Source organism: Pseudooceanicola sp. LIPI14-2-Ac024, from assembly GCF_042188925.1.
Taxonomy (GTDB): Bacteria; Pseudomonadota; Alphaproteobacteria; order Rhodobacterales; family Rhodobacteraceae; genus Pseudooceanicola.
In genome coordinates this window covers 3,463,534-3,483,549 of the sequence record NZ_CP170102.1, presented here as the reverse complement: position 1 = coordinate 3,483,549, position 20,016 = coordinate 3,463,534, and the positions used below count along the sequence as shown (strand labels likewise).

Sequence of the window (20,016 nt, the reverse complement as noted above, 5' to 3'; positions counted from 1 at the left end):
CTTTTGCTTTGGTGGTCCGGGCAATCAGCCCAGGACGTCGTTGATCCAGCCGCAGATCGCCGCAAAGCTCTGGCGCGCCTTGTCGGACCGGTGCCGCGCCCGCAGGTAGCCGTGCGGCAGCTGCGGCTCGTTGCGCAGATCGGCCCGGATGCCCTCGGCCTGCAGCGCCGCCTGGTAGGCCGGGCCGTCGTCGCGCAGCGGGTCCACGTCGGCGGTGACGATGAAGGCGGGCGGCAGGCCGGCAAAGCTCTCTGCCACCAGCGGCGCAGCCTCGGGGTTGGTGCGGCGCAGCTCGCGCGCCTCGGGGCTCATCATCCGGGCATAGGCCTGCAGGTCCTTGCCGCGCAGCATCGGCGCCTCGGCGTTCTCGGTGTAGGACGGCGCGTCGGTCGGCCCGCCGAGCCCCGGATAGATCAGCACCTGCGCGAGCGGCATCACGCCGCCCGTCCGCCGCATGCGGAAGCAGAGCCCGGCCGACAGGTTGCCGCCCGCGCTGTCGCCGACGGCGATGCCGGGGCGGCTGGCGGTCTCGGCCGTCCAGACCGCCGCAACGTCGTCGAGCTGGGCGGGAAAGCCGTGTTCCGGCGCAAGCCGGTAGTCGGGCGACACCACCTCGCACCCTGTCGCCACGGCCAGTTCGGCGCAGACGTCGTCGTGGCTGTCGAGCCCGCCGACGACGAACCCGCCGCCGTGGGAATAGAGCAGCACGGGACGCCCTTCGGACCCGACCGGCGTGTAGCGCCGCACCGGCACCCCGGCGACCACCTCGTCGCGCACCGGCAGCCCCGCGGGGCGCGGTTCGCGGAACACCTCGCACATGGCGTCATAGAGCCGCCGGTTCTCCTCGGCCGAGGCCTGGTTCGCCTCGTCCGGGTAGACCGCCTGCGTGTCGGCGATGAACTTCAGCACTTCGGGGTCGGTGATCTGCATCGCTCAGCCTCTCTTCCTGTCTTCGATCGTGCGGTCCAGCCAGTCGGGGTCCATTTCGGGGACCGAGCTGAGCAGGAGCTGCGTGTAAGGGTGGTGCGGCGGGGCGAACATCTGCGATTTCGGCCCCTGCTCGACCACCTGGCCCTTCTGCATCACCACCACGTGGTCGGCGATGGCCTTCACGGTGGCCAGGTCGTGGGTGATGAACATGTAGGCCAGCCCGCGTTCGTCCTGCAGCCGCTTGAGCAGGCGCAGGATCCCCTCGGCCACCAGCTGGTCGAGCGCCGATGTCACCTCGTCGCAGATGATGAACCGCGGCTCGGCCGCGAGCGCGCGGGCGATGCCGATGCGCTGTTTCTGCCCGCCCGATAGTTCGGACGGCACCCGGTCGATGAAGCTGTCGGGGTCGAGCTCGATCGCCGTCAGCAGCTCGCGGATCTTATCCTCCTGCGCCCGGCCGCGCAGGCCGAGGTAGAAGCGGATCGGCCGCCCGATGATCTCGCGGATGGTTTGGCGGGGGTTCAGCGCGGTGTCGGCGGACTGGTAGATCATCTGGACCTGCCGCAGTTGGTCCTTGCTCCGCGACGCCAGCCGATCAGGCAGGCGCTGGCCGTCAAGCTCGATGCTGCCCTTCACCGCGGGCAGCAGGCCCGTGATGACCCGCGCGGTGGTCGACTTGCCCGACCCGCTTTCGCCGACGACCGCAACCGTGTGGCCCGCGTGGATGTCGAAGCTCACCCCGTCCAGCACCGGCACGCCACGTTCGTACTCTGCCGTCACGCCCGAGACACGCATCACCGGTGTCTCGGTCGCGGGTGCCAGGGGCTTCTCGTCCGAGGTAAAGCTGCGGACCGCCCAGAGGGACTTGGAATAGTCCTCCTTCGGGGCGGCCAGCATGGCGCGGGTGTCCTGTTCCTCGACCTCTTCGCCGCGCAGCAGGATCTTGATGCGATCGGCCATCTGCGCGACCACGGCCAGGTCGTGGGTGATGTAGATCGCCGCCGTCCCCACCTCCTCGACCGCGCCACGGATCGCCGAGAGGACCTCGATCTGGGTGGTCACGTCGAGCGCGGTTGTCGGTTCGTCGAAGATGATGAGGTCCGGCTTGCAAGACATCGCCATCGCCGTCATCGCCCGCTGCAGTTGCCCGCCCGAGACCTGGTGCGGGTAGCGGAACCCGATCTCGTCCGGGTTCGGCAGGCGCAGCGCGGCGTAGAGTTCGCGCGCCTCCTGCTCGGCCTGGGTGCGGCCCATCATGTGGTGGATCCTGGTCGGCGCCTCGGAATACTGGTCGATCAGCCGGTGCGCAGGGTTGAAGTTCGCCGCCGCCGACTGCGCGACATAGGCGATCCGCTTGCCCCGCAGGGCGCGGCGCTGTCTTTCGCCAAGTGCCAGCAGGTCCATGCCGTCGAACGTGACCGAGCCGCCCGAGATCCGGGTGCCGCCGCGGGAGTAACCCATGGCGGCCAGGCCCAGCGTCGATTTCCCGGCGCCGGATTCCCCGATCAGGCCCAGCACCTCGCCCTTGCGCAGGTCGAGGTCCACGCCCTTGATGATGGGCTGCCAGTCGTCGCCCTGCTGGCCTTCGATCCGAAGGTCACGAATTTTCAGGAGGGTGTCTCGCATGCGGGACCTCTCAATCCTTGAGGCCGGAGGCGCGGTGCAGCATCCAGTCCACGACGAAGTTGATGCTCACCGTCAGCAGCGCGATGCAGCCGGCGGGCAGGAGTGGCGTGATGTCGCCAAAGGTGATCAGCGCCGCGTTGTCGCGCACCATCGACCCCCAGTCGGCGGTCGGCGGCTGGATGCCCAGCCCGAGGAACGACAGCGCCGACACGGCAAGGAAGGTGAAGCAGAAGCGCAGCCCGAACTCGGCCACCAGCGGCGCGGTGACGTTCGGCAGGATCTCGCGCCGGACCAGCCAGACGAGGCCCTCGCCCCGCAGGCGGGCGGCCTCGACATAGTCCATCACCACCACGTCCATTGCCACCGCGCGGGACAGGCGGAAGACGCGCGTCATCTCGAGCACGGCGATGATCAGGATCAGCATCCCGATCGAGGTGCCGAAGATCGACAGCAGCAGCAGGGCGAAGACCAGCGAGGGGATCGCGATCATCATGTCGATCAGCCGCGACAGGGCCTGGTCGGTCCAGCCCCCCAGCACCGCCGCCAGCAGGCCGAGCGCGGTGCCCAGCACGAAGGCGATAATCGTGGTCAAGAGCGCGATGCCGATGGAGTTGCGCGCGCCGTAGATCAGCCGCGAGAGCATGTCGCGTCCGAGGTTGTCGGTGCCCAGCAAGAATTCCCCGCCCCAGGGCTCGAACTCCATGCCGACGATCTCGGTCTCGCCATAGGGGGCGAGCCAGCCGGCGAAGATGGCGGTGAAGGCGAAGATGGCGATCATCGCCATCCCGAAGAGCGCGGTGACGGGGATCTTGCGAAGCGAAGCGAGTGTCGTCATGGCGTCACTTCCGGTGCATCAGGCGGGGATTGGTGGCGATCGCCAGCACGTCCGCGCCGAGGTTCAGCAGGATGTAGATGCCGGCAAAGATCATGCAGCAGGCCTGCACCACCGGGATGTCGCGTTTCGCCACCGAGTCGACCATCAGCTGGCCGAGGCCGGGATAGACGAACACCACCTCGACGATCACCACCCCGGTCACGAGGTAGGCGAGGTTCAGCGCCACCACGTTGATGATCGGGGCCAGCGCGTTCGGCAGGGCGTGCTGCAGGATCACGCGCGAGGGCCTGGCGCCCTTGAGGCGGGCCATCTCGATGTAGGGCTGGGCCAGCAGGTTGATGATCGCCGCCCGCGTCATCCGCATCATGTGAGCGGTGACGACCAGCACCAGCGTCAGGGCCGGCAGGAAGGTGCGGTAGAGCATCGTGCCGAGGTCGGCGTCGGCCCCGAAATCGGCAATGGACGGGAAGAGCCCCCATTTGACCGAGAAGAAGAGCAACAGGATGTAGGCGACGAAGTATTCCGGGAACGAGATCGACGAGAGCGTCATGACGTTCACCGTCCGGTCGAACCAGCTGCCCCGGTAGAGCGCGGCCAGAAGGCCCAGCCCGATCGCCAAGGGCACCGCGATGGCGGCGGCATAGGCGGCAAGGAAAAGCGTGTTGGCAAAGCGCCCCGCCAGCAGGTCGGCAATCGGGCGGCCGCTGGCCAGCGAGGTTCCGAAATCGCCCTGCAGCACCCCGCCGAGCCAGGCGAGGTAGCGCTGCACCGGCGGCTGGTCGAGGCCCAGTTCACGGCGGAACGCCGCGACCGTCTCGGGGGTGGCGGACTGGCCCAGCACCTCTTCGGCGAGGTCGCCGGGCAGCAGCTCGATCGCCCAGAAGATGAAGAGCGAGATCACGAAGAGCGTCAGCAGGCCGAGGCCGAGACGCTTCAGGATCATGGCGGCAAGCGGATGGAGCGTCATTCGACCTCCGCCACCGGCCAGCCGATGTCGCGGATCGGGCGCCCGGCATGGTCCGGCGCCACCAGCCCGCGCTGGCCGGGGGACAGGGCAGACAGCCGGTCCGTCAGCGGGGCCTGCATCGGTGACGCCTTCCCGGCGGACGTGTCCACGTGAACCAGCATGTGTTCGCCCGTCGCCTGCACGTTACCCTCATCATCCACCATTTCGTGGTGCAGGCGGATGCGCTTGGCGTCGTGGCCGAGGACAGTAGTGCGGACCGAGAGTTTCGTGCCCGCCTTCGTCTCGCTCAGGTGCCGGATGTGGCTTTCGACCGTGTAGACCGAGCGCCCCGGCGCGCGATACGCCGCGTCCATACCGATATGGCCGAGGAAGGCATCCGTCGCGTCACCGAAGACCTGGAGATATCGGAATTCGGTCATGTGGCCGTTGTAGTCCAGCCAGTCGCCCGGCACGCGGCACTGGTGCAGTTCAAGCGGCGCGGCATAGTCGGGCGTCGCCTCGGCCGCGCCGTCCTTGGCGCGTTCAAAGAAACGATCCTCCATCTCGCGCAGGGTCCGTCCCGCGCCCCAGTCGTTGGCCTTCAGCGCCTGGTAGATGCCGATCAGGTTGTCGTCGCGGATGCGCTCAAGCTCGCGGATCGTATGCATGCCGGACTGCGCGTCCGACTGGTCGCCGATCTTGGTGGCAAGCTCATCCGTCATCTCGGGCACGTCCATCAGCTTGGTCCAGGGCCAGGCCAGCGCCGGGCCGAACTGCTCGATGAAATGCTTCATGCCCGCCTCGCCGCCGGCGATGCGGTAGGTCTCGAACAGGCCCATCTGCGCCCAGCGAAGCCCGAAGGAGAAGCGGATCACGTCGTCGATCTCCTGCGTGGTGGCGACGTCGTCGTTCACCAGCCAGAGGCTTTCGCGCCAGACCGCTTCCAGCAGCCGGTCGCCGATGTGGGCGTCGATCTCCTTTCGCACGCGGAGCGGCATCATCCCGGTCTCGCGCTGGATCGCCTCGGCCCGGTCGAGGGTCGCGGGGGCGTTCGCGGGCGATCCGACGACCTCGACCAGCGGGACGAGGTAGACGGGATTGAACGGGTGCGCGACGAAGATGCGGCCGGGGTGCGTGGCGCCTTCCTGCAGTTCGGACGGCTTGAAGCCCGAGGTGGAAGAGCCGATCAGCGCGTCGGGCCGTGCGGCGGCCTCGATCTGGGCCAGCACCCTGTGCTTGAGCGCCAGTTGCTCGGGCACGCTTTCCTGGATGTAGTCCGCATCCGCCACGGCTGTCGCCAGGTCGTCGTGGAAGGTCAGCACGCCCTCATCGCCGAGCGGGGCCTGGATCATCTTGCCATAGGCGCGGCGGGCGTTGTCCAGCACCTCGCCGACGATGCGCTTTGCCTCGGGGTGCGGGTCGAACACCGCCACGTCGATGCCGTTCAGCAGGAAGCGGGCGATCCAGCCGCCGCCGATGACACCGCCGCCGACGCAGGCGGCTTTCCGGATGATCTGGGACATTGCGTGCCTCTTGTGGTGCGTGTGGGGGGATCAGGGTGGCCCCGCCGCGCCTGGCGGCAGGGCCGAAGGGACGGTCAGGCCATCCACCAGCGCTCAATGGCCTTCCAGCCGTCGAGGAAGCGGTTGTTGGCCAGCGCGCCGTGGCGGATCTTCTCGGACTTGCCGTCGATGAAGTTCGAGAACATCGGGATAATCGAACCGCCATCGTCGCGGCAGAGCTGCTGCATCTCGCCGTACATCTCGGCCCGCTTGGCCTGGTCGAGCTCGACCCGCGCCTCAGTCAGCAGGCTGTTGAAGCGGTCGTTCTGCCAGTGGCTCTCGTTCCAGCTGGAATCTGCCGCGTAGACCATCGAGAACATCCAGTCCTCGGTCGGGCGGCCGTTCCAGTAGCCCATGCAGAAGGGCGACTTCAGCCAGACGTTCGACCAGTAGCCATCCGCCGGCTCGTTCTTGACGTTCACCTTGATGCCCGCCTTGGCCGCGGATTCCTGGAACAGGACCGCCGCGTCGACCGCGCCCGAGAATGCCGCGCTCGAGGTCTGGAGCGTCACGTCGAGGCTCTCGAGGCCCGCTTCCTTCAGGTGGAACCTGGCCTTGTCCGGGTCATAGGCGCGCTGCTCCAGCTCGGCGTTGTAGAACCGGTAGGCGGGGCCGATCGGGTGGTCGTTGCCGACGGTGCCGTGGCCGCGCAGGACCTTCTCGACCATCTCCTCGCGGTTGATGGCGTGCTTGAGCGCAAGGCGGACGTTCACGTCGGTGAAGGGGTCGGCGTCGCAATGCATCGGGAAGGGGAAGTGGGCAGAGCCGGTGACCTCGACCAGCTCGATCCCGGGACGACGCTGCAGCAGGTGCACGGTCTTGGTCGGCACGCCGTTGATGATGTCGACCTCGCCCGTCACCAGCGCGTTCTGCCGCGCCGTGGGGTCATTGATGGTCAGCAGCGTCACCTCGTCGAACCAGGCGCGGTCGGACTTCCAGTAGTCGTCCCGCCGCTTAAGGCGCATCCGCACGCCCGGTTCGTGTTCCTCGAGGGTGTAGCCCCCGGTGCCGAGGCCCGACTGCCAATTGAGCGTCCCGTCCTCGTTCGCCGGCATGATCAGCAGGTGATAATCCGCCGCGACGAAGGGGAAGTCGGCATTGCCCGACGCCAGTTCGAAGACCACGACGCTGTCGCCGTCGGCGCGGATGTCGGTCACGTCCTTCAGCAGTTCCTTGGCGCCGGATTTCGTGTCCTCGCCCATGTGGTGGCGGAAGCTGGCGATCACGTCCTTGGCGGTGGCCGCGCGTCCGTCGCCGAAGTTCGCCTTGCGCAGCTTGAAGGTCCAGGTCCTGGCGTCGGCCGAGGGGGTGATCTCTTCGGCCAGTTCCGGTTTCGCCGCGCCGGTCTCGTCGATCTCGACCAGGTTGTTGCAGACCCCGCCGAGCATGGCCGTCACCACCGGACCGCCAGTGTAGGTCGCCGGATCGATCGTGTCCGAGGTCGCGCCGCCGGAGTGGCCGATGCGGACGGACCCGCCGCGCTTCGGGGTCTCCTGCGCCATCGCGCGCGGCGCGAGGCCGAGAGCGAGGGCCGCGGCCGTGGTCCCCTTCAGGAACCCGCGGCGGTCGAGGTTTGAAATGGTCATCGGTAGTCTCCCGTTTGGTCTGCGGGCGTGAGCGGCCCGTTCTTGAATGGGGTGGCCGTCACCAGCGTTTCTTGAGGCCGAGCTTTTCGCGCACCTGCGCCGGCGTCATGACCGACACGTTCATCGCCGACAGCATCGTCACCGAACGGTCGACGAGGTCGCCGTTCGACGCCTTCACGCCCCGGTCGAGCCAGATGTTGTCCTCGAGCCCGACGCGCACGTTGCCGCCCGCCAGCACCGCCTGCGCGGCATAGGGCAGTTGCATCCGGCCGATTGAGAACATCGAGTAGACCCAGCCATCGGGCATGTTGTTCAGCATCGCGTTCAGCGAGTTCAGATCGTTCGGCGCACCGAAGGGAATGCCCATGCAGAGCTGTACCAGCACCGGGTCGTCGATCAGCCCCTCGTCCACCAGCGTCTTGGCCAGCCACAGGTGGCCGAGGTCGAAGATCTCGATCTCGGGCTTCACGCCGGCGTCCTGGATGCGCTTGGCCATCGCCCGCAGGGTGCCGGGCGTGTTGGTCATCACGTAATCGGCCTCGGCAAAGTTCATGGTGCCGCAGTCGAGGGTGCAGATCTCGGGCAGCAGTTCCTCGACATGGACGAGCCGCTCGGTCGCGCCGACCAGGTCGGTGCCGGCCTCGTTCAGCGGCAGCGGCGCCTCGGGCGAGCCCAGCACGATGTCGCCGCCCATCCCGGCGGTCAGGTTCAGGATCACGTCGGTGCCGCTGTCGCGCACGCGGGCGACCACTTCGCGGTAGAGCGCCGGGTCACGCGAGGGGGCGCCGGTGTTCGGATCGCGGACGTGGACATGGGCGACGGCAGCGCCGGCCTTGGCGGCCTCGACGCAGGCGTCGGCGATCTGCTGGGGGGTGACGGGAACCTTGTCGCTCTTGACATGGCTCTGGCCCGAGCCGGTCACGGCGCAGGTGATGAATGCGTCCCAGTTCACAGGAGGCCTCCGTTGCAGAATGTCTTGATGCGGCGAATCTAGACGCGGAAACGACCTTCACATTTGCCCATCCCGTCATATTGTTGACACATGACGTCAGAACCACCGCTTACCCTCACGTTTGTCCTGTTCCCCGGTTTCTCGAACATGGTGCTCGCCAACGCGGTCGAACCGTTTCGCGCGGCCTGCGACATGTCGGGCCGGCCGCTCTTTGACTGGCGGATCGCGACCATCGACGGCGCGCCGGTGAAATCCTCGTCCGAACTCTGGATCCAGGCCGAGGCGGCGCTGGCCGAGGTTCCGCCGGGCGACGCGCTGGTGCTGGTCGCGGGCTACGGCGCGCGCGAGGAAGCCGCCCGACGCGCGGTCCGCACCGCCGTCCGCCAGGCCGCGCGGAAGGCCAGTTTCGTCGTCGGCCTCGACATGGGCGCCTGGATCCTCGCCGCCGCGGGGCTGTTGCAGGGTCGCCGCGCCACGGTCCACTGGCACGAGGTCGACGCCTTTGCCGAGGAGTTCCTGGACGTCGATGTGGTGGCCGAGAACTTCGTCATCGACGGCGACCGGCTGAGCGCGGGCAGCGCGACCTCGGCGATGGCGTTGATCCTCGACATGATCCGCGACACCGCCGGCGACGCGCTGGCCTACGATGTCTCGACCCTCTTCATCTACGACGATGCGGAACGGCGGCGGGCGGACAGCGGGGCCCTGTCGCCGCAACTGGGGCGGGCGGTGCGGACAATGCTCAAGACCATCGAAGAACCGCTGCCCCTGTCCGAGATCGCGGACCAGGCGGGGGTCTCGCTCAGGACGCTGGACCGGATGTTCGAGCGCGAACTGGGGGTTTCGGCCGGGGCCTACTACCGCTCGGTCCGCCTGTCGCATGCGCAGAGCCTCGCGACCGCCACCGACATGAAAGCCAAGGCGATCGCGACCCGCACCGGCTTTGCCTCGTCCGCCACGTTGTCGCGGGCCTACAAGGCGCATTTCGGCCAGACGATGAGCGCCGCCCGACGCCGGGCGCGGGGATGAGGGTCAGGCCCTGACCACCTGCCCGTCTTCGCTGAACTTTGCCCGCGTCCGGTTGGCGAAGGCCACCAGCGACAGCATCACCGGCACCTCGACCAGCACGCCGACCACCGTCGCCAGCGCCGCGCCCGAGTGCAGGCCGAAGAGGCTGATCGCGACCGCCACCGCCAGTTCGAAGAAATTCGACGTCCCGATCAGCGCGCAGGGCGCGGCGATGCGGTGCGGCACCCGCAGCGCATAGGCCGCCCCGTAGGCCAGCGCGAACATGCCGTAGCTCTGGATCAGGATCGGCACCGCGATCATCACGATCACCAGCGGGCTTTGCAGGATCACCTCGCCCTGCAGGCCAAAGAGGATCAGCACCGTCGCGATCAGGCCGATCACCGACCAAGGCTTGGCCCGGGCCGAGAAGGCCGCCACCGCGGCGTCCGATCCCAGCCTACGGCGCGTCAGCAGCCCGGCGATCAGCGGCAGGACGACGTAAAGCACGGTGGCCAGCACCAGCGTCTGCCACGGCACCGCGATCTCGGTCACGCCCAGCAGGAAGGCGACGATCGGCGCGAAGGCCACGACCATGATCAGGTCGTTCACCGACACCTGCACCAGCGTGTAGGTGGGATCGCCCTTGGTCAGCTGCGACCAGACAAAGACCATTGCGGTGCACGGCGCGGCGCCCAGCAGGATCAGCCCGGCGGTGTATTGCGCCGCATCCTCGGGCGCGATCCAGGGGGCAAAGACATGGTCGAAGAACAGCACCGCCAGCAGCGCCATCGTGAAGGGCTTGATCAGCCAGTTCACCGCCAGCGTGACGATCAGCCCCTTGGGCTGCCGCGCCACGCCCGCCACCGCGCCGAAATCGACGCCGACCATCATCGGGTAGACCATCGCCCAGATCAGCACCGCGACGACGAGGTTGATCGAGGCGACCTCGGCCTCCGCCACTGCCCCGACGAGCCCCGGGGCCATGACGCCGATGGCGATCCCCGCCCCCATGGCCAGCGCGACCCAGAGGCTCAGGTAACGTTCGAAGGTGTTCATGCGGTGGCTTCACTCGTGTTGTGGGCGTCGAGCCGTCCGGCGCAGAGCCAGCTCAGCCCGACCAGCAGCGCGGCGGTTCCAAGGCAGGCGGGCAACCCGCCCAGCTGGTAGGTCAGCCCCGACAGCAGCGTGCCCATGAGCCGCCCCGCCGCGTTTGCCATGTAATAGAAGCCCACGTCCATCGTCACCCGGTCCGACCGGGTGAAGGCCAGGATCAGGTAGGAATGCAGCGAGGAGTTCACGGCGAAGATCGCGCCGAAGACCAGAAGGCCCGCCACCAGCGTCACCGTCAGCCAGGGCGCCGGATCGCCGGCCACCCAGACGGTGACAGCGAGGATCGCGGGCACGGCAAAGAGCATGCCGACCCAGCGACGCGCCTCGCCGACCAGCTCTGCCTTTGGCCGGGCGGCGGCGTTCAGCAGGCGGGGCGCATAGGCCTGCACCGCGCCGTAGAGGATCGTCCAGCAGGCCATGAAGGTGCCGATCATGAAAAAGGCCGCACGGTTGCCTGCCTCGGTCCCGTCGGACAGGACCGCGTAGAAGTAGATCGGGATGCCGACCACGAACCACACGTCGCGCGCGCCGAACAGGAACATCCGCGCCGCCGAGAGCCAGTTGATGTTGCGGTCCTTGGAAAAGACCTCGGCGAACTTGGCGTCCTTCTTCCCGCGCGGCAGGCCCGCGGGCATCTTCCAGACCACGGCGATCAGGATCACCGCCAGCACCGCCGCCATCCAGAGCACCGCCGGCACGAAGCCCAGCGTCCCCAGCAGGACCGCGCCCAGCAGGAATCCCAGCCCCTTCACCGCGTTCTTCGATCCGGTCAGCACCGCGACCCAGCGGAAAAGCCCGCCCTGCCCCGTGGGCGCCAGCACCTTCACCGCGCTCTTGGCGCTCATCTTGGCCAAATCCTTGGCCACGCCCGACGCGCCCTGAACCGCCATGACGTAGACGACCGAGGCCCAGAGCGTCCACGCGGGGTCGAGCATCGCCAGCGCCAGCAGCGCGCCGACCTGGATCGCGAGCCCCGCGTAAAGCGTCGAGGTCAGCCCGAACCGCGCCGCGATCCACCCGGCCGAGAGGTTCGTCACGATCCCCGCCACCTCGTAGAGCACGAAGAGATAGGCCAACTGCACCGGCGAGAAGCCCAGCATGTGGAACTGCAGCAGCACCAGCATCCTGAGCGCGCCGTCGGTCAGCATGAAGGCCCAGTAGGCCGCCGTGACGGCGATGTAGGCGCTCAGGCCCTCGGGGCGCGCGCGGGCAGAGGTCACAACGAGGCCCCGACCATCCGCGCGACGTCGACAAGGCGATGCGCATAGCCCATCTCGTTGTCGTACCAGGCGTAGATCTTCACCTGCGTTCCGTTGATCACCATCGTCGAAGGCGCGTCGATGATCGAGGAGCGGGTGTCGTTGGTGTAGTCGGCCGAGACCAGCGGCCGTTCCTCGTAGCCGAGGATGTCCTTCAGCGGCCCTTCCGACGCTTCGCGCAGCATCGTGTTCACCTCTTCCACGGTCGTCGCGCGCTCAACCTCGAAGACGCAGTCGGTGATCGAGGCGTTGAGCAGCGGCACCCGCACGGCATGGCCGTTCAGCTTGCCTTTCAGCTCGGGGAAGATCTGGGTGATCGCGGTGGCCGACCCGGTCGTGGTCGGGATCAGCGAATTCAGCGCCGACCGCGCGCGGCGCAGGTCCTTGGCGGGCCGGTCCACGATGGTCTGGGTGTTGGTCACGTCGTGGATCGTGGTGATCGAGCCGTGGCGGATGCCCAGCCCCTCGTGGATGACCTTGACCACCGGGGCGAGGCAGTTGGTCGTGCAGCTTGCCGCCGTGACGATGCGGTGGCTGTCCGCATCGTAGGTGTCGGTGTTCACGCCGTAGACGATGTTGGCCGTCGGCCCGTCCTTGACCGGCGCGCTGACCACGACCTTCTTCACGCCCGCCGCCAAGTAGGGGGCAAGCTTGGCCTCGGTCTTGAACTTGCCGGTGCAGTCGATGACCACGTCCACCCCGTCGAGCGGCAGCGCCCCGAGGTCGGCGGTGCCGATGAAGGGCAGGTAGGTGCCGTCCACCGTCACCCCGCCCGCGTCATGGGCAAAAGCGGCGGGCCAGCGGCCGTGCACCGTGTCGAATTCCAGCAGGTGCGCATGCATCGCGGCGTCGCCGGTGGCGTCGTTGATCCAGGCGATCTCGGCCTCGCTTTCCAGCAGGGGCCTGAGGGCAAGCTTTCCGATCCGGCCGAGGCCGTTCAGGGCATAGGTGGTCATTGATCCTCCAGGTCGCGGGCGAGGTCGTCGAGCCGGGCCTGCAGAGAGGTCCGGTCGAGGGTTTCGATCGGCAGCGCGGTGAACGCGGCGATCCGGTTCTTCAGCGCGGCATAGGCCTGCTGGAAGGCCAGGCGCTTCTCGGCCTCGGTGCCCTCGGCCTTGACCGGGTCGGGCAGGCCCCAGTGGGCGCTGATCGGCTGGCCGGGCCAGGCCGGGCAGTCCTCGTTCGCGGCGCGGTCGCAGACGGTGAAGACGAAGTCCATCACCGGCGCGTCCGGGCCTTGGAACTCGGACACGTTCTTGGACCGCAGCGGCGCGATGTCATGGCCTTTGCTGCGCAGCATCTCGACCGCAAAGGGGTTCAGCTCGGACTGGGGGCGCGTGCCGGCGGAATAGGCGGTGAACCGATCCCCGGCGACGTCGCGCAGCAGGGTTTCGCCAAAGATCGACCGGGCGGAATTCCCGGTGCAGATGAAGAGCGCGTTGTATTTCCGGTCGGACATGGCCGTATCTCCTTTGCGGGCTTGGGCCGGAAGCGGACTGCAGAGGTCGGGGCGACCGCGGCAGCAATCGTCGACGAGGTAGGACATGAGGCCTCCGGCCTCGTCCATGTCGACGCGGTAGAGCAGCGACCTCCCCTCCCGGTCCTGGGTTATCAACCCCGCATGGCGGAGCGATGACAGGTACGAGGACAGCGTGTTCTGCCGGACGTCGATGGCCCCGGCCAGTTCGCCCGCCGGAACGGCGTCGGGAAACCGCCGGACCAGCAGGCGGAACAGCGCGAGGCGCTGCGGGTGGGCCAGGGCGGCCAGTTGGTCGACTCGCATCATATCCATATTTCACGTATCTTCGATATAAATGAACAAGGCAAGCGCCGATGAGGTCGGTCGCGTTAGATTTTCGACTTCGCAGAAAAGCTAAGGCCCGGCACGGGGCCGGGCCATCGGGACAGTGACAGGGCGCTTCGGCTCAGGTGAAGTGCTGCGCCCCGCGGATCACGTTGACCTCGGTCGCGTCGATCACCGACAGGCCCAGGCGCAGCGCCAGTCGCCGTGCGCCGGTAGTATCGGCCACCTCGCCCCGGTCGTCGAGGATCGTGCAGATCGCCCCCACCGGGTCAGCCCCTGCCGCCGCCAGCAGGCGCAGCGCGATCGCCGCCTGCCCGCGCTCACGGTCGCCTGCCAGCTGCGGAAAGATGTGTCCCGGTGTCACGATATCCTCGGCCGTGCCAAAGGCCGCGACACGGATCGTCCGGGCCCGGTCGGCGGCGGAGATCCCCGTGCTGGTGCCCTCGGCCGCTTCGATCGACTGGGTGTATAGAGGGGCGGTGCTGTCGCCCCGCCGCGGCTGCAGGGTCAGACCCAGCTGGCGGGCGCGGTGGCGGGACATCACGAGGCCCACGAGTCCGCGCGCGTCGCCCGCCATGCGGGTCACCACCTCGGGCGTGACGCCGCGGGCCGCGATCAGAACGAAAGCCCCGCCCTCGGCCCCGGTGACGATCACGGCCCGGTCGGCGGCCAGGTCGGACAGCGCCTGCCCCGAGGCACGCCCGTTGGCGGGATCGCACTGTGCGGCCATCATCAGTTCGCCAGCTCGTGGAACTTGCGCGCATAGTAGGCCAGCGCGGGCGTGCCGGGCTTGCGGGTGATGTCCACGATTTCGCAGAACATCACCTCGTGACTGCCGACGACGTTGCGGCTGGTCACGCGGCAGTCGAAGGACACCACCGCCCCGTCGAGCAGCGGTGCGCCGGTTCGCCCGATCTTCCAGTTGGCGGCCTCGAACCGGTCGTCCATCGGGGTCTTGCCGCCGAAGAGCATGGCAAGGTCCTGGTGCGCGGGGCCGACCGTGTTCACGCAGACCGCATCGTTCGCCATGAAGGCGGGGGCGGCAGAGCTGGACCGGTTGACGCAGACCAGCAGGGTCGGCGGTTCGGCCGTGACCGAACAGACGGCCGAGGCGGTCAGCCCCGCGCGCCCGCCGGGCCCGTCGGTGGTCACGATGTTCACGGCCCCCGCGAGGCAGGCCATGCCTTCGCGGAACGTCTCGGCCGAGACATGGTCGAATTCAGTATCTTCAATCGCCGTCATGGCCGTCCTGCCTGCATTTCCTTGCCGCCCATCCTACTCCGAGGGGAAGGCGGGCGCACCTGAGTTAACACCACCCGCGGCCTGAGATTTCCTCACCCGCGCAAAAGCCTCGCCCGCCAGCGCCCCGATCCGGATCGCGCGCCGGTCGTCGTAGCGCGCGCAGATCACCGAGAGCCCCAGCGGCATCCCGTTCGGCCCGACATGGCCCGGAACGGAAACGACCGGCAGGCCCAGAAGGGTCCAGAGCGAATTCATCGCCGCGTCGCCGGTGGTCTCGAGCCCGACCGGCGCCTCGCCCATGGCCGAGGGCGCCAGGATCGCGTCACAGCCTGCCAGCACATCGTCGATCTGCGCCCGGCAGAGGTCGGCGTGGCGATACGCGGCGCGGGCCTGGGCGGCGGTGATCCCGCCACGGTTTTCGACCATGGCGCGGAACTCGTCGTGCAACCGGCCGGGCTGTGCCCGCGCCTCGTTCAGGAAGGCCGCGCGCCCCTCCCGTGCAAGGATCGTGGCGTGGCTGTCATCGATATGGGCCAGATCGTCGGGCAATTCCAGTGCCGCGACCTCGGCGCCCGCCGCGGCCAGCGCCGCCGCGCCAGCCTCGAGCGCCGCGCGCATGGGTGGTTCGACGCGGTCCCAGGCGGGCGGATGGACCACTCCGATGCGCAGCCCCTCGAGCCTGTCCGGCTCCGGCACGCGGTCGAGGTCGTAGACCTCTGCCAGCAGGTCGAAATCCGCGACGTCACGGGCATAGAGCCCCAACGTGTCGCAGGTCAGCGAATAGAGTTTCAATCCCTCGCGGGAAATCACGCCCCACGTCGGCTTCCAACCCCAGATGCCGTTGTAGGACGCGGGCCGGATGGTCGACCCGCCGGTCTGGGTGCCCAGCCCGATGGCGCACATCCCCGCCGCGACCGCCGCCGCCGACCCCGAGGAGGAGCCCCCCGGCGTGCGGGTCAGGTCGTGGGGATTGCGCGTCTTGCCACCCCGCTGGGTGGCGGCGAATTCCGTGGTCACCGACTTGCCCACCATCACCGCACCGGCCTGCCGCAGGGTGTCGACGCAGGCGGCGTCGATCCCGCTCTGCAGGTCGGAATATCGGGTGTTGTTGTATCCGGTCGGCATGTCGGCCGTCGCGATCACGTCCTTGACGGCCACCGTCACCCCGGCCAGCGGCCCCTTCTCGGCCTCGTCCACGGCGTCGGCCTGCGCCAGCAGCAGGTCCGGATCGAAATAGGCAAAGGCCTGCACCTCAGGTTCGCGCGCGGCGATGATGCGGGCGGTCACCTTCGCCACGTCGCGGGCGCTGCAGCGGCGGGCACGAACGTCTTCGGAAATCGCGGTGGCGGTCAGGCGGTCCTGCATCGGGCTCTCCTATCAACGAGCCGAGTGAACCACGCCCGCCCCCGGCCGCGCGACCGCATTATTCTGCGGCAGGGGGTGAGAAATTCTCAAGCCGCCTGCAGCGGCGTCTCGGTGCGCGCGGCCGCGACCAGCCAGTCCTTGAAGGTGTCGATCGCCTGCCGGCTCTTCGGCGCATAGGGGCTGAGCAGGTAGTAGGGCGTGCGCACCGGGTAGCTTTCCGCGACCGGCACCAGCCGCCCCTCGTCCATCGCCTTGGCCACCAGCAGCGACCGGCCCAGCAGCAGGCCCGCCCCGGCCATCGCCGCCTCGACCGCCTGGCCGGACTGGTTGAATCGCACCCCGTGGGCGCAATCCCGGCGCAACCCGTATTCACCAAAGTAGCGGTTCCAGTCGGGATAGTCGCCTTCGTACCCCTGCGGCGCGCGGTCGACATGGATCAGCGGCGCCTCGCGCAGGACGGCGTCCTTGTCGTCGCCGAAGCGGGCCGCGAGTTCGGGCGAGCAGACCGGCTGCGACCCCTCGTCAACCAGCGGTTCGGCATGGAAACCCGCGCCGCCGCCCTGCCAGGGGCAGATCTTGAGGTCGGTGTCGTGCGTTTCTGCATCGGCGCGATTCAGGTAGGTGCGCAGCGACAGGTCGATGGTCGGCGCACCGGCGAGGAAATGGCCAAGCCGCGGCACCAACCAGAGCGAAGCAAGCGATGCCGGGGCCGAGACCGAGAGCTTGCGATACTCCTCGTCGCCCAGTTCGGTCAGCGACAGCACGGCCTCGTCGATCAGGTCGAGCGCCTGGCCGATGCGGGCTAGGTTGGCCAGCGCCTCGGGCGTGGGATAGATGCGGCTCTTGCGGCGCTCGAACAGTTCGACCTGCAGGAAATCCTCGAGCAGGCGGATCTGGTGGCTGACCGCCGTCGGCGTGACGCAGAGCTCGTTGGCCGCCTTGGCCACCGAGGTGTGGCGCGCGACCGCTTCGAAGGCACGAATAGCATTGAGTGGGACGCGTTTGCGCATGGCCCTGATCCTCTCGTGACACCTTCCTCCCGGTCCCAGCGGGCCACCCGGCGGAGCGCGGGTCAATCCGCGCGCAGGGGCAGGCGGTGCGCCGGGCGGCCCGCCACAACGGGCGCGGAAATATTGGGCGGCAGGTTCGGCAGGCGGCCAAAACGCACGCGGAATTTGTATGGACTTTTACAGGGTGCGGGCAGCGGAGCGCCGTGCGAGTTGTCGCGCTTCCGAATCGGGAATTCGGAGCAGGACCGCTCTGATCAGCTGATTGGACAGCAATCGACCGGCCGAAGCGCCGGACCATCCGGGGGCGGCAACGCCCGGATTAGGTCCGGACATTCCGACGCCTCAACCGCAACGCGCCTCGATCCATTCGCCGAGATCAGCGATTATGTCTTCGGACCAGTCCAGCCCCACCACCTGCACCGACAGCGGCCCCTCCGGCCCCCGCAGGACGGGGAGCGAGAGCGACGGCAGCCCCAGCAGGTTCACCGGCCGGGTGTAGCGGACGAGCGAGGAGATCAGCGCCGCCACCTTGGGATCGCCGCCGAGGTTCACCGCATCCGCCATCGGCGGCACGTCCGGCAGGGTCGGCATGATCAGCAGGTCCACCTGCCCGAACATCCCCTCGCGCACCGTCTTGCGGGCGAGACTGCGGATTTGGCGCGACCGGACATAGGCCGCGCCGGTCATCGCCAGCGCCTGCGCCAGCCGGGTGCGCAACTGGTCGCCGTAGCTGTCGGGCCTGAGCGCGAGGCGGTCGGCATGGACCGCCGCCGCCTCGCTCATGGCGATGCAGTTGGCCGGTTCGTGCAGGGTGTCGAAGAGATCGGCCTCGACCTCAAGGGTCGCCAGCCCCGCCCCTGCCATCGCCGCGCGCAGGTCGTCGAGAGCACGCGCCATGCCCGGCGCGATCCCGTCGAGGTAGCCGCCCGTGACGAACCCGATGCGCAGACCGTCGGGCAGATCGGACCCACCCGGCCGCAAGGCGGGCGCGTCCACGCACGCCGCGTCGATCCCGTCCGGCCCGGCGATCACCGAAAGCACCAGCCGCGCCTCGGCCACCGTGGCGGCAAGCGGGCCGATGCAGTCCTGCGTGTAGCTCAGCGGCATCGCGCCCGTCAGCGGCACCCGGCCCTGCGTCGGCTTGAACCCGACGACGCCGTTGCAGGCGGCGGGCAGGCGGATCGACCCGCCGGTATCGGACCCGAGCGCGGCGCGCACGATACCCGCCGCAACCGCCGCCCCCGAGCCCGAGGAGGACCCGCCCGAGATCGCGCCCGGCCGGCAGGGGTTCCGCGGGATGCCCCAGTGGTGGTTGTGGCCGGTCGGGCCCATGGCGAATTCGGACATGCGCAGCCGCCCGAGGTCCACCTGCCCGGCCGCGTCGAGCCGGTCGAGCACCGTTGCCGTGCGCGTGGCCAGCGACCCTGTCCCCGGGGCCGCGCCGAAGCCGGTGACGTGGCCCGCCCGGTCGAACATGTCCTTGTGCGCCAGCGGCACGCCGTGCAGCGGCCCCCGCGTGGCCCCGGCCGCGTCGCAGAGCCGGGCCTGCGCCAGCGCGGTCTCGGCCTCGACCGCGGCAAAGATGGTGGGTTCCGCGGCAGCCCGGGCCAGCAGGTCGCGGGTGCGCGCCTCGGACGATCCGCTGGCGGCGAGCGCCTCGATGGTCGTGCCGCTCATGCCATGTCCTCGTTCGGGTCGATCGCCACCAGCGGCGGGATCGGCGCGGCCTCGGCCGGGGCGCGCAGCAGCGGATGGGTCAGCACGCCGCGGGCCAGGCGCGCGGCCTGGTCGGGCAGGATGGCGGTTTCGGACGTGGACAGCGCGCGTCCGGCGAGGGTCTGGAAGATGTCGCTCATGGGGCTCCTGCAAGAGGCTCGGGTCGTCGGCACGGGGGTGATGACAGCCGCATGTCCCTGTGCCAGTATCCTGACTAAGTACGAACTTACTAAGCGAGAACCGGCATGGCGGGTCAAGGCGCCGAACCCACGCTGACCTTCGAACCGGGCACGCCGCGCTACCTCCAGGTGGCGCAGCACCTTCAGCGGATGATCGACGGCGGCACCTACCCGATCGGCACATTGCTGCCGCCCGAGGCCGACCTGGCGGCTGCGCTCAGGGTGTCCCGGCACACTGTCCGGCAGGCCATCGGGCAGCTGCGGGACCGGGGCGTCCTGTCCGCCCGGAAGGGAGTCGGCACCCGGGTCGAGGCGCTGGAAGACGACTGGCGCGCGCGGTTCAACGCCAACTCGAGGGGTGGGCTCTTCGACTTTGCCCGCGCCACCGAGCTGCATTTCCAGACCCGCAAGTTCGTCACCGCGCGGGGTGCGCTGGCCAACGAACTGGGGGTGCGCCCGGGGCGTAAGTTCCACTACCTCGCCGGGCCGCGCTTCTATGCCGGGGACGATAAGCCATTCTGTTACAACGAAGTTTACCTCGACCCGCGGCTCAAGGAGGTGGTGGACGACATCGACATCCTCCGCGTCGCATTGTTCAACCTGATCGAGAACAAGACCGGCGAGCGGGTGAAGGAAATCCTGCAGGAGATGCGCGCGATCGAGCTGCCGGATGACGTCGCGCCGCACCTTGGCCGCGCGCCCGGCGCGCTCGGGATGAAACTGACCCGGCGCTACATGGGATCGGGCAGCCGGCTGCTGGAATACGCGGTGCAGTACTACCCCGGCGACAGCTTCGTCTACCAGACCACGCTGTCCTCGACCTGAGCGCTTCGCACCCTGCCCGTTTCATGGGCAGCGCCCGCCCGGCATGGCCCCATTTCCCCGC

At 68.7% G+C, this 20,016-nt stretch carries 19 protein-coding genes; 2 read left to right on the top strand and 17 right to left on the bottom strand.

Features of this window, described 5'->3' with window-relative positions; all coding sequences use genetic code 11:
• Nucleotides 1-24: 24 nt before the first annotated feature.
• The 7 genes from ACE2AC_RS17000 to ACE2AC_RS16970 form a co-directional block, all read right to left on the bottom strand.
• A complete protein-coding gene (locus ACE2AC_RS17000; protein WP_375688608.1) occupies nt 25-930 on the bottom strand; it encodes an alpha/beta hydrolase in 906 nt (301 codons plus the stop codon).
• A gap of 3 nt (nt 931-933) precedes the next feature.
• Nucleotides 934-2,556 (bottom strand): ABC transporter ATP-binding protein, encoded by a 1,623-nt coding sequence (locus tag ACE2AC_RS16995; protein ID WP_375688607.1) that lies wholly within the window; start codon nt 2,554-2,556, stop codon nt 934-936.
• Nucleotides 2,557-2,566: 10 nt separating this feature from the next.
• Complete coding sequence (locus ACE2AC_RS16990) at nt 2,567-3,391, bottom strand: ABC transporter permease (RefSeq protein ID WP_375688606.1); 825 nt, start codon at nt 3,389-3,391, stop codon at nt 2,567-2,569.
• A gap of 4 nt (nt 3,392-3,395) precedes the next feature.
• Nucleotides 3,396-4,358 (bottom strand): ABC transporter permease, encoded by a 963-nt coding sequence (locus ACE2AC_RS16985; RefSeq protein ID WP_375688605.1) that lies wholly within the window; start codon nt 4,356-4,358, stop codon nt 3,396-3,398.
• Entirely contained in the window at nt 4,355-5,860 is a 1,506-nt protein-coding gene (locus ACE2AC_RS16980) for a carnitine 3-dehydrogenase (protein ID WP_375688604.1), read from the bottom strand. Before ACE2AC_RS16980 ends, ACE2AC_RS16985 begins: the two co-directional genes overlap by 4 nt.
• A 74-nt stretch (nt 5,861-5,934) precedes the next feature.
• Nucleotides 5,935-7,485, bottom strand: a complete 1,551-nt coding sequence (locus ACE2AC_RS16975; RefSeq protein ID WP_375688603.1) for an ABC transporter substrate-binding protein — start codon at nt 7,483-7,485, stop codon at nt 5,935-5,937.
• Between the two features lie 58 nt (nt 7,486-7,543).
• A complete protein-coding gene (locus ACE2AC_RS16970) occupies nt 7,544-8,437 on the bottom strand; it encodes a 3-keto-5-aminohexanoate cleavage protein (protein ID WP_375688602.1) in 894 nt (297 codons plus the stop codon).
• A 90-nt stretch (nt 8,438-8,527) separates the two neighbouring features.
• Here ACE2AC_RS16970 and ACE2AC_RS16965 point away from each other — a divergent pair, with 90 nt between their 5' ends.
• Nucleotides 8,528-9,466, top strand: coding sequence for a GlxA family transcriptional regulator (locus ACE2AC_RS16965; RefSeq protein ID WP_375688601.1), 939 nt, complete (start codon nt 8,528-8,530; stop codon nt 9,464-9,466).
• Between the two features lie 3 nt (nt 9,467-9,469).
• Here ACE2AC_RS16965 and arsB read toward each other — a convergent pair whose 3' ends face one another.
• The 10 genes from arsB to ACE2AC_RS16915 all read right to left on the bottom strand — a co-directional run bounded on the left by arsB (nt 9,470) and on the right by ACE2AC_RS16915 (nt 19,091).
• A complete protein-coding gene (arsB, locus tag ACE2AC_RS16960; protein WP_375688600.1) occupies nt 9,470-10,501 on the bottom strand; it encodes an ACR3 family arsenite efflux transporter in 1,032 nt (343 codons plus the stop codon).
• Nucleotides 10,498-11,703: an organoarsenical effux MFS transporter ArsJ gene (gene arsJ, locus ACE2AC_RS16955; protein ID WP_375692131.1), complete on the bottom strand. Its 1,206-nt coding sequence runs from the start codon at nt 11,701-11,703 to the stop codon at nt 10,498-10,500. Before arsJ ends, arsB begins: the two co-directional genes overlap by 4 nt.
• A 68-nt stretch (nt 11,704-11,771) precedes the next feature.
• Nucleotides 11,772-12,770 (bottom strand): ArsJ-associated glyceraldehyde-3-phosphate dehydrogenase, encoded by a 999-nt coding sequence (locus ACE2AC_RS16950; protein WP_375688599.1) that lies wholly within the window; start codon nt 12,768-12,770, stop codon nt 11,772-11,774.
• Nucleotides 12,767-13,606 carry a helix-turn-helix domain-containing protein gene (locus tag ACE2AC_RS16945; RefSeq protein WP_375688598.1) on the bottom strand — a complete coding sequence of 280 codons (840 nt, stop codon included), beginning with the start codon at nt 13,604-13,606 and terminating at the stop codon, nt 12,767-12,769. The genes ACE2AC_RS16950 and ACE2AC_RS16945 overlap by 4 nt, the downstream gene beginning before the upstream one ends.
• A gap of 133 nt (nt 13,607-13,739) precedes the next feature.
• Nucleotides 13,740-14,351 carry a 3,4-dihydroxy-2-butanone-4-phosphate synthase gene (locus tag ACE2AC_RS16940; RefSeq protein WP_375688597.1) on the bottom strand — a complete coding sequence of 204 codons (612 nt, stop codon included), beginning with the start codon at nt 14,349-14,351 and terminating at the stop codon, nt 13,740-13,742.
• Nucleotides 14,351-14,860 carry a flavin reductase gene (locus tag ACE2AC_RS16935; RefSeq protein WP_375688596.1) on the bottom strand — a complete coding sequence of 170 codons (510 nt, stop codon included), beginning with the start codon at nt 14,858-14,860 and terminating at the stop codon, nt 14,351-14,353. The genes ACE2AC_RS16940 and ACE2AC_RS16935 overlap by 1 nt, the downstream gene beginning before the upstream one ends.
• 33 nt (nt 14,861-14,893) lie before the next feature.
• Complete coding sequence (locus tag ACE2AC_RS16930) at nt 14,894-16,225, bottom strand: amidase (RefSeq protein WP_375688595.1); 1,332 nt, start codon at nt 16,223-16,225, stop codon at nt 14,894-14,896.
• Nucleotides 16,226-16,311: 86 nt separating this feature from the next.
• Nucleotides 16,312-17,235 carry a LysR substrate-binding domain-containing protein gene (locus tag ACE2AC_RS16925; RefSeq protein ID WP_375688594.1) on the bottom strand — a complete coding sequence of 308 codons (924 nt, stop codon included), beginning with the start codon at nt 17,233-17,235 and terminating at the stop codon, nt 16,312-16,314.
• 342 nt (nt 17,236-17,577) lie between these two features.
• Nucleotides 17,578-18,912, bottom strand: coding sequence for an amidase (locus tag ACE2AC_RS16920; protein ID WP_375688593.1), 1,335 nt, complete (start codon nt 18,910-18,912; stop codon nt 17,578-17,580).
• Nucleotides 18,909-19,091 (bottom strand): hypothetical protein, encoded by a 183-nt coding sequence (locus ACE2AC_RS16915; protein ID WP_375688592.1) that lies wholly within the window; start codon nt 19,089-19,091, stop codon nt 18,909-18,911. Before ACE2AC_RS16915 ends, ACE2AC_RS16920 begins: the two co-directional genes overlap by 4 nt.
• A gap of 105 nt (nt 19,092-19,196) precedes the next feature.
• Here ACE2AC_RS16915 and ACE2AC_RS16910 point away from each other — a divergent pair, with 105 nt between their 5' ends.
• Nucleotides 19,197-19,955: a GntR family transcriptional regulator gene (locus ACE2AC_RS16910; protein ID WP_375688591.1), complete on the top strand. Its 759-nt coding sequence runs from the start codon at nt 19,197-19,199 to the stop codon at nt 19,953-19,955.
• Nucleotides 19,956-20,016 lie beyond the last annotated feature (61 nt).

Excerpts from the sequence above, each read along its gene's own strand:
- ACE2AC_RS16945 (WP_375688598.1), bottom strand. The coding sequence starts at position 13,606 with ATGGATATGATGCGAGTCGACCAACTGGCCGCCCTGGCCCACCCGCAG.
- ACE2AC_RS16930 (WP_375688595.1), bottom strand. The coding sequence starts at position 16,225 with ATGCAGGACCGCCTGACCGCCACCGCGATTTCCGAAGACGTTCGTGCC.
- ACE2AC_RS16940 (WP_375688597.1), bottom strand. The coding sequence starts at position 14,351 with ATGATGGCCGCACAGTGCGATCCCGCCAACGGGCGTGCCTCGGGGCAG.
- ACE2AC_RS17000 (WP_375688608.1), bottom strand. The coding sequence starts at position 930 with ATGCAGATCACCGACCCCGAAGTGCTGAAGTTCATCGCCGACACGCAG.
- ACE2AC_RS16910 (WP_375688591.1), top strand. The coding sequence starts at position 19,197 with ATGGCGGGTCAAGGCGCCGAACCCACGCTGACCTTCGAACCGGGCACG.
- ACE2AC_RS16985 (WP_375688605.1), bottom strand. The coding sequence starts at position 4,358 with ATGACGCTCCATCCGCTTGCCGCCATGATCCTGAAGCGTCTCGGCCTC.
- ACE2AC_RS16980 (WP_375688604.1), bottom strand. The coding sequence starts at position 5,860 with ATGTCCCAGATCATCCGGAAAGCCGCCTGCGTCGGCGGCGGTGTCATC.
- ACE2AC_RS16990 (WP_375688606.1), bottom strand. The coding sequence starts at position 3,391 with ATGACGACACTCGCTTCGCTTCGCAAGATCCCCGTCACCGCGCTCTTC.
- arsB (WP_375688600.1), bottom strand. The coding sequence starts at position 10,501 with ATGAACACCTTCGAACGTTACCTGAGCCTCTGGGTCGCGCTGGCCATG.
- ACE2AC_RS16920 (WP_375688593.1), bottom strand. The coding sequence starts at position 18,912 with ATGAGCGGCACGACCATCGAGGCGCTCGCCGCCAGCGGATCGTCCGAG.
- ACE2AC_RS16915 (WP_375688592.1), bottom strand. The coding sequence starts at position 19,091 with ATGAGCGACATCTTCCAGACCCTCGCCGGACGCGCGCTGTCCACGTCC.
- ACE2AC_RS16935 (WP_375688596.1), bottom strand. The coding sequence starts at position 14,860 with ATGACGGCGATTGAAGATACTGAATTCGACCATGTCTCGGCCGAGACG.
- ACE2AC_RS16950 (WP_375688599.1), bottom strand. The coding sequence starts at position 12,770 with ATGACCACCTATGCCCTGAACGGCCTCGGCCGGATCGGAAAGCTTGCC.
- ACE2AC_RS16975 (WP_375688603.1), bottom strand. The coding sequence starts at position 7,485 with ATGACCATTTCAAACCTCGACCGCCGCGGGTTCCTGAAGGGGACCACG.
- ACE2AC_RS16965 (WP_375688601.1), top strand. The coding sequence starts at position 8,528 with ATGACGTCAGAACCACCGCTTACCCTCACGTTTGTCCTGTTCCCCGGT.
- ACE2AC_RS16995 (WP_375688607.1), bottom strand. The coding sequence starts at position 2,556 with ATGCGAGACACCCTCCTGAAAATTCGTGACCTTCGGATCGAAGGCCAG.
- ACE2AC_RS16925 (WP_375688594.1), bottom strand. The coding sequence starts at position 17,235 with ATGCGCAAACGCGTCCCACTCAATGCTATTCGTGCCTTCGAAGCGGTC.
- arsJ (WP_375692131.1), bottom strand. The coding sequence starts at position 11,703 with ATGCTGACCGACGGCGCGCTCAGGATGCTGGTGCTGCTGCAGTTCCAC.